5 protein-coding genes are annotated in these 7,444 nt (G+C 70.9%); 2 read left to right on the forward strand and 3 right to left on the reverse strand.

Annotated features, from left to right (window positions below; all coding sequences use genetic code 11):
• The first annotated feature begins 220 nt into the window (after positions 1-220).
• On the forward strand, positions 221-1,153 hold the full coding sequence (locus HMPREF0591_RS04120) for a LysR family transcriptional regulator (RefSeq protein WP_007167161.1): 933 nt from the start codon (positions 221-223) through the stop codon (positions 1,151-1,153).
• Here the strand turns inward: HMPREF0591_RS04120 and oxc are convergent.
• Positions 1,137-2,870, reverse strand: a complete 1,734-nt coding sequence (gene oxc, locus HMPREF0591_RS04125; protein ID WP_040621074.1) for an oxalyl-CoA decarboxylase — start codon at positions 2,868-2,870, stop codon at positions 1,137-1,139. The two genes, HMPREF0591_RS04120 and oxc, sit on opposite strands and share 17 nt — an antisense overlap.
• Before the next feature lie 246 nt (positions 2,871-3,116).
• On the opposite strand from oxc, the gene HMPREF0591_RS04130 reads away from it, so the two are divergent.
• Entirely contained in the window at positions 3,117-4,700 is a 1,584-nt protein-coding gene (locus tag HMPREF0591_RS04130) for a FadD7 family fatty acid--CoA ligase (protein ID WP_007167163.1), read from the forward strand.
• 12 nt (positions 4,701-4,712) lie between these two features.
• Here HMPREF0591_RS04130 and HMPREF0591_RS04135 read toward each other — a convergent pair whose 3' ends face one another.
• Together HMPREF0591_RS04135 and HMPREF0591_RS04140 are read right to left on the reverse strand one after the other, a co-directional pair.
• Positions 4,713-6,872: an elongation factor G-like protein EF-G2 gene (locus HMPREF0591_RS04135; protein ID WP_007167164.1), complete on the reverse strand. Its 2,160-nt coding sequence runs from the start codon at positions 6,870-6,872 to the stop codon at positions 4,713-4,715.
• Between the two features lie 147 nt (positions 6,873-7,019).
• Entirely contained in the window at positions 7,020-7,436 is a 417-nt protein-coding gene (locus HMPREF0591_RS04140; RefSeq protein WP_023868003.1) for a TIGR03668 family PPOX class F420-dependent oxidoreductase, read from the reverse strand.
• Between the last annotated feature and the right edge of the window lie 8 nt (positions 7,437-7,444).

Here is a 7,444-nt window from a genome sequence, read left to right on the forward strand (position 1 = left end):
CGGCCCGAGTCCCGTGCCGGTCAGGCGGCTGCTGCCGCGGGCCACCGCCCGGGGGCGCCACGGGCCTCCCGGGATCGCTTGCGCGACGGCACAGGGACTTTGGCAACCCGACTGTGGCAAACCGCGCCACACCCACCGGCGGCGCGTACGCCGCCGGACTGGCTGGTGCACGGGCGACGCGTTAGCCTCAGCGAAACTCCGTCGGGCCGAGGAGGCGCGGGTGCTCTTCCGTCAACTGGAGTACTTCGTGGCGGTCGCGCAGGAGCGTCACTTCGCCCGGGCGGCCGAGAAGTGCTTCGTGTCCCAACCCGCGCTGTCCGCCGCGATCGCCAAGCTGGAACGCGAACTGAACGTCACGCTGATCAATCGCGGACACAGCTTCGAGGGCCTGACCCCGGAAGGCGAGCGGTTGGTGGTGTGGGCCAGGCGGATTCTCGCCGAGCACGACGCGTTCAAGGCGGAGGTCCACGCGGTGCGCTCGGGCATCACCGGCATGCTGCGGCTGGGCACGGTCCCCACCGCCTCGACGACCGCCTCCCTGGTACTCTCGGCGTTCTGTTCGGCGCACCCGTTGGCCAAGGTACACATCCTTTCCCGGTTGGCGGGCACCGAATTGCACCGGCGGCTGCGCGAATTCGAACTGGACGCCGCGATCGTGCACGCGGCGCCCGACGAGGCCCACGACGTCAGCCTGGTGCCGCTGTACGAGGAGCACTACGTGCTGTTGTCGCCCGCGGACATGTTGGGGTCGGCCGCGGCGGCGATGACGTGGCCGGAGGCGGCGCAGTTGCCGCTGGCGCTGCTCACGCCCGACATGCGGGACCGCCAGATCATCGACAAGGCGTTCGCCGATCACGACATCGAAGTGACCCCACAGGTCGAAACCGACTCGGTCGCTTCGCTATTCGCTCAGGTCGCCGCGGGGAACTGGGCATGTATCGTGCCGCACACCTGGCTGTGGACGTCGCCCTTGGGCCCAGAAGTCCGTGCGGTGGAGATGGTCGATCCGGTGCTCAAGGCCGAGATCGCCCTGGCGACCAATTCCGCCGGGCCCGGTTCGCCGATCGCCCGCGCGCTCGCCGCGTCCGCGGCGCAGCTGTCGCTCGACGAGTTCTTCGACGCGCAACTGTCGCGGATCACCCACCGGCGCTGACCGCCGCCGCGCTGGACGGGTTCAGGCTCGCCAGATGCCCGCTTTCCACCCCCGCCGCCGGGTCGAGCTCGCAGTCGATGATCGCCGGTGTCCGCGCCGCGATGGTTTCGGTCAGCGCCGACCGCAGCTCGGTCGGCGTGGTGACGTGATATCCCTTGCCGCCGAAGGCTTCCGCGAGCAGTTCGTGGTGCGCCCGGGCGTTCAGGACGGTGGGCGCCGGGTCCGCCCCATCGGCGGCCTCGTCGCCGCGGTACACGCCGCCGTTGTTGAGAATCACGACGGTCACCGGAAGCCGGTAGCGGCAGATGGTCTCGATCTCCATGCCGCTGAAACCGAATGCGCTGTCACCCTCGATCGCAACCACGGGCCGGCCCGTCTCGACGGCGGCGGCGATCGCGTAGCCCATGCCGATGCCCATCGTGCCCCAGGTCCCCGTGTCGAGCCGGTGTCGCGGCACCTCCATGCCGATGACGTTGCGCGCCAGGTCCAGCGCGTTGGCACCCTCGTTCACCACATAGGCGTCCGGGTTCGCCTGCAGCACGGCGCGAATCGCGCCCAGCGCATTGTAGAAACGCATCGGCTGCGGGTCTTCGGCCAGCCGCTCGCGCATCTTGGCGTCGTTGCGTTCGGTACGGGCGGCCAACTCCTTCGTCCATTCCTCGGGCGCGGTGATGGGGCGGGCGGCCACGCCGTCGCGCAGCGCCGCCAGCACCGAGCCGATGTCGCCGGCCAGGGGGGCCGCGATCGGCTGGTTGCTGTCGAACTCCGACGGGGCGATGTCGACCTGCACGAACCGGGCGTCGGCGGCCCATTGCGGCGAGTCCCCGTGCCCGAGCAGCCAATTCAGGCGGGCGCCGACCAACAACACCACGTCGGCGCGGGCGAGCGCGAGCGACCGTGCGGCGGCCGCCGACTGCGGGTGGGAATCCGGCAGCAGCCCCTTGGCCATCGACATCGGCAGGAAGGGGATCCCGGTGGCCTCGACGAATTCGCGAATCAGGTCGTCGGCCTGAGCGTATGCGGCGCCCTTGCCGAGCACGATCAACGGTCGCTGCGCCTGCGCCAGCAGCTGCAGCGCGCGCTCGACCGCCTCGGGCGCCGGCAGTTGGCGGGGCGCGGGGTCGACGATCCGCCAGACCGTGGCCGCCGCGTCGTCGGCATTCATAGCCTGCCCCAACACCTCGCCGGGGATGTCGAGGTAGACGCCGCCGGGGCGCCCGGAGATCGCGGTGCGCACGGCGCGCGCGACGCCGCGGCCGATGTCCTCGACGCGGCCGATCCGGTAGGCCGCCTTCGCGAACGGCCGCGCGGCGTCGAGCTGGTCGATGTCCTGATAGTCACCGCGTTGCAGATCGACCAGCGCCCGATTGCTGGACCCCGAGATCTGGATCATCGGGAAGCAGTTCGCGGTGGCGTTGGCCAGTGCGGGCAGGCCGTTGAGGAAGCCGGGCCCGGACGTCGTGAGGCACACGCCCGGTCGGCGGTTGAGGAATCCCGCGGCGGCCGCGGCGTTGCCCGCCGAGGTCTCCTGGCGGAAGCCGATGTAGCGGATGCCGGAGGCCTGCGCGACGCGGGCGAGGTCGGTGATCGGGATGCCGACTATCCCGTAGATGGTGTCCACGTCGTTGGCCTTGAGCGCCTGCACCACCAGGTGGAAGCCGTCGATCAAACGCGCGGGCTCCTGCGCTCGTCCGGGAGATGCCGAAACTGCGGTCATGGTGGCGACTCCTCTGTGTGGTCTCGGTGAGGTAAAGCCTCGGCCATACTCTGACGCGGCGGCCCGCCGGGTGTCCAAGACCGGGCTGCTATGCAGCGATTCACACCGTTTATCGGCGCTGGCCAGCCGCCTTGGACCAGTCAATAGTCAACGGTTATCGGTCGTGAGCGAATCGGTATTGGACGGGCGGGACGGCCACCCGGCAATCTCGAGCAGGTTGACGACGAAGCGAAAGGGAGTGCGGCGATGAAACCTGAGGCGATCATCGGCGGCGAGGCCACGGGGTCGGCGGAGACGCGGGGCCCACGCATCGCCGATCTGGTCGGAGAGGCGGCACGCCGGTCGCCCGACGCGCCGGCGCTGGTCGTCACCGCCGACCGGACACCGATCGGCTACCGCGATCTGCTGCGGCTGGTCGACGACCTGGCCGGGGCGCTGAAGGGTCGCGGGCTGCGGCCGGGTGACCGCGTCGCGCTGCGCTGCGGAAGCAACGCGGAATTCGTCGTGGCGCTGCTGGCCGCCTCGCGCGCCGACCTCGTCGCGGTTCCGCTGGACCCGGCGCTGCCGGTCGGCGAGCAGCGCGCCCGCAGCGAGGCCGTCGGCGCCCGGGCGGTGCTCATCGACGGCGACGCGCCTGACGAGGGCCAAGGCGTGCCGTGGTGGCCGCTGGCGGTGAGGGGCGCCCGGTCGCCCGGCGCTCCGACGGTGGAGCTCGACGCCGGAGTCGATGGGGCACAGAGCTTTTCGACGCCCGAAGGGCTGCGCGACGACGACGCCATGATCATGTTCACCGGGGGAACAACCGGGACGCCGAAGATGGTGCCCTGGACCCGCGCCAACATCGCCGGCTCGGTGCGGGCCATCATCGCCGGATACGGGCTGGGCCCGGGCGACGCCACGGTGGCGGTGATGCCGCTCTACCACGGCCACGGGCTGCTCGCCGCGCTGCTGGCGACCCTGGCGTCCGGGGGCGCGGTGCTGCTGCCCGCGCGGGGGCGGTTCTCGGCGCACACCTTCTGGGACGACATCGACGCCGTCGGCGCCACCTGGTACACGGCGGTCCCCACGATTCACCAGATCCTGTTGGAGCGGGCCGCAACCGACCGGCGGGGCGGCACGGCGTTGCGGTTCATCCGCAGTTGCAGCGCCCCGCTCACCGCCGAAACGGCGCAGGCGCTGCAGGACACCTTCTCGGCGCCGGTGGTGTGTGCCTTCGGCATGACCGAAGCCACCCACCAGGTGGCGACCACCGGAATCGGCAACACCGAAAACCCCGCTGCCACACCGGGGCTCGTCGGCCGCTCGACCGGGCCGGAAATCAGGATCGCCGGCCCCGACGGGCGGCCGGCGCCGGCGGGGGAGGTCGGCGAGGTCTGGCTGCGCGGACCCACCGTGGTCCGGGGCTACCTCGGCGACCCGGCGATCACCGCCGCCAACTTCACCGACGGGTGGCTGCGCACCGGTGACTTGGGAACGCTGTCGGCGGCGGGCGACCTGGTCATCCGCGGCCGGATCAAGGAACTCATCAACCGGGGCGGGGAGAAGATCTCACCCGAGCGCGTCGAGGGTGTGCTCGCCACCCACCCCGACGTCCTGGAGGTGGCCGTCTTCGGGCTGCCCGACAAGCTGTACGGCGAGACGGTGGCCGCGGTGATCGTTCCGCGGGGATCCGCGGGGCCGACCGCGGACGAACTCGCGGCATTCGGCCGCGACCGGCTGGCCCCCTTCGAGGTGCCGGCCAGCTTCCAGCAGGCGGCCGAGTTACCGCACACGGCCAAAGGCTCGCTGGACCGCCGCGCCGTCGCCCGGCAATTCGGCCGGCGAAGCTAGGGCTCGACCGGCTCAGGCGGTCGCCTTCACCCGGGTGGCCGCGGCCTCGGGCATGGGTTCGTAGCGGACGAAGGTACGGGTGAACGACGCGGCGCCGTGGGCCAGTGAGCGCAAGTCGATCGCGTAGCGCGTCAGCTCCACCTGGGGCACCTCGGCCCTGACCAGCGTGCGTTCGTTGCCCACGGTGTCGGTGCCGAGCAGCCGGCCGCGCCGGCCCGACAAATCACCCATCACCGCACCCACGAAGTCGTCGGGCACCAGCACCGACACCTCGTCGATGGGCTCGAGCAGGCTCACCTTCGTCGCCGCGGCCGCCTCGCGCAGCGCCAGGGAGCCCGCCATCTGGAAAGCGAAATCCGAGGAGTCGACGCTGTGGGCCTTGCCGTCGAGCAGCGTGACCCGGATGTCGACCACCGGGTAGCCGGCGTGCACGCCCTTCTCCATCTGCGCGCGCACCCCCTTTTCCACGCTCGGGATGAACTGGCGCGGCACCGCCCCGCCGACCACCTTGTCCAGGAACTCGAACCCCGAACCCTCCGGCAGCGGCTCCACCTCGACGTCGCACACCGCGTATTGACCGTGCCCGCCGGATTGCTTGACGTGCCGGCCGTGGCCTTTTGCCTTGCCGGCGAACGTTTCTCGGAGCGGCACGCGAAGCTCGACGGTGTCGACCGTGACGCCGTACCGGTTGGCCAGCGCGTCGAGGACGACGCCGGCATGGGCCTCGCCCATGCACCACAACACGATCTGGTGGGTTTCGGGGTTCTGCTCGATGCGCAGCGTCGGGTCCTCGGCGGCCAGCCGGCCCAGGCCGACGGACAGCTTGTCCTCGTCGGTCTTGGCGTGCGCCTGAATCGCGACCGGCAGCAGGGGCTCGGGCATCGTCCACGGTTTGAGCACGAGCGGCTCCGCCTTGTCCGAGAGGGTGTCGCCGGTCTCGGCCCGGCTCAGCTTGCCGATGGCGCAGATGTCGCCCGCCACCACGGCCGGGGCCGGGCGCTGCTGCTTGCCCAGCGGAAACGACAGGGCGCCGACGCGTTCGTCTTCGTCGTGATCGGGGTGCGTGCTGCCGTTCCCGTTGACCGCGCCGAAAAACGATGCGAAATGGCCCGACACATGAACCGTCGTGTCGGGCCTGATGGTCCCGGAGAACACCCGGACCAGGCTGAGCCGTCCGACGTAGGGGTCCGACGTCGTCTTCACCACCTCGGCGAGCAGCGGTGCGGCGGGGTCGCAGGTCAGCGTCGCGTGCGGGGCGCCCTGCGGCGTGAAGACCTCGGGCAGGGGATGTTCCATCGGGGAGGGGAATCCGCGCGTGGCGACTTCCAGCAGCTCCAGCGTGCCGACGCCGGTGCTGCTGCAGACCGGGATCACCGGGAAGAACGACCCCCGGGCGACGGCCCGCTCCAGGTCCTCGATGAGCACCGCTTCGTCGATGGCCTCGCCGCCGAGGTAGCGATCCATCAGCGACTCGTCCTCGGATTCCTCGATGATGCCCTCGATCAGGGTGCCGCGCGCCTCCTCGATGCGCTCGGCGTCGGAAGGCTCGGGCGGCTGCGTGGTCCGCTTGCCGTCGGCGTACCGGTAGCGCGTCTGCGACAGCAGGCCGATCAGCCCTTCGCAGGACGGCAGGCCGGTCGGCAGGTAGAGCGGTAACACCTTGTCGCCGAACGCGTTCTGCGCGGCGGCCAGCGCCTCGGCGTAGTTGGCGCGGGTGTGGTCGAGCTTGGTGATCACCACGGCGCGGGGCATGCCGACCTGATCGCATTCCTGCCACAGCGATTTGGTGGGTTCGTCGACGCCCTCGTTGGCGGCGATCACGAACAACGCGCAGTCCGCGGCGCGCAGGCCGGCGCGCAGCTCACCGACGAAATCGGCGTACCCGGGCGTGTCCACCAGGTTGAGCTTGATGCCGTCGTGCGCCAAGGACGCGACGGCGAGGCCGACGGACCGCTGTTGGCGGATCTCGGCCTCGTCGTAGTCGCATACCGTGCTGCCGTCGGTGACCGAACCCGCTCTGGTCAGGACCCCGCCGGCGACCAGCAGCGCCTCGACCAGGGTGGTCTTGCCGGCACCCGACGGTCCGACCAGGACGATGTTGCGCACCTCGCCCGGGCCCGCGGGGGTGGGGGCGGCCGCCGCGCCCTGGGAAGCATTCGCCTTGTCCGCCATGAGGTTCCTCCAGTTGTCTCCGGCATCGCCGGGGTGCGCCGGCGCGGTGTGTCCTAGCTCACAGGGTCCATAAGCAACTGTTCCCCCAACGGGGGCCCAACACAAGGCCACGTTGCGGCCACAATCGGTCCCGGCCCGGCGCACCCGTCAGGCGTGCCAGCTCGACCAGCGGTGCACCGCGACCGCGATCACCGGTCCGTCCAGCGGAACCGATTGATATTGCGGGTATTTGGCGCGCAACAGCCGATATGCCGACTCCAGCACCGCGCTTTCGGTGTGAACGGTGGCCGTGCCGTCGGCCCGCACCCACCACAACCGCGTCCAGTCATCGGCGTAATGGTCGACGAGCAGGCTCACGTGGCCGTTGTGCTCGATGTTGGCCAGCCGCCGCAGCCGCCGCGTCGTCTTGGGTTTTGCGTCGACGGCGGTGTACACCACGTCGGGGGAGTCCTCGCCGACCGCGAAGACCACCGGGACGAGGTGGGGGAGACCGCCGGGGGTGACCGTGGCCATGCGGGCGACCGGGGATCGGGTGAAGCCGGCCTTGGGGTCGAATTCGGCCACCGTGCCAG

The organism is Mycobacterium parascrofulaceum ATCC BAA-614 (genome assembly GCF_000164135.1).
GTDB lineage: Bacteria > Actinomycetota > Actinomycetes > Mycobacteriales > Mycobacteriaceae > Mycobacterium > Mycobacterium parascrofulaceum.

Coding starts and splice junctions, on each gene's coding strand:
- HMPREF0591_RS04135 (WP_007167164.1), bottom strand. CDS start 6,872: ATGGCGGACAAGGCGAATGCTTCCCAGGGCGCGGCGGCCGCCCCCACC.
- oxc (WP_040621074.1), bottom strand. CDS start 2,870: ATGACCGCAGTTTCGGCATCTCCCGGACGAGCGCAGGAGCCCGCGCGT.
- HMPREF0591_RS04130 (WP_007167163.1), top strand. CDS start 3,117: ATGAAACCTGAGGCGATCATCGGCGGCGAGGCCACGGGGTCGGCGGAG.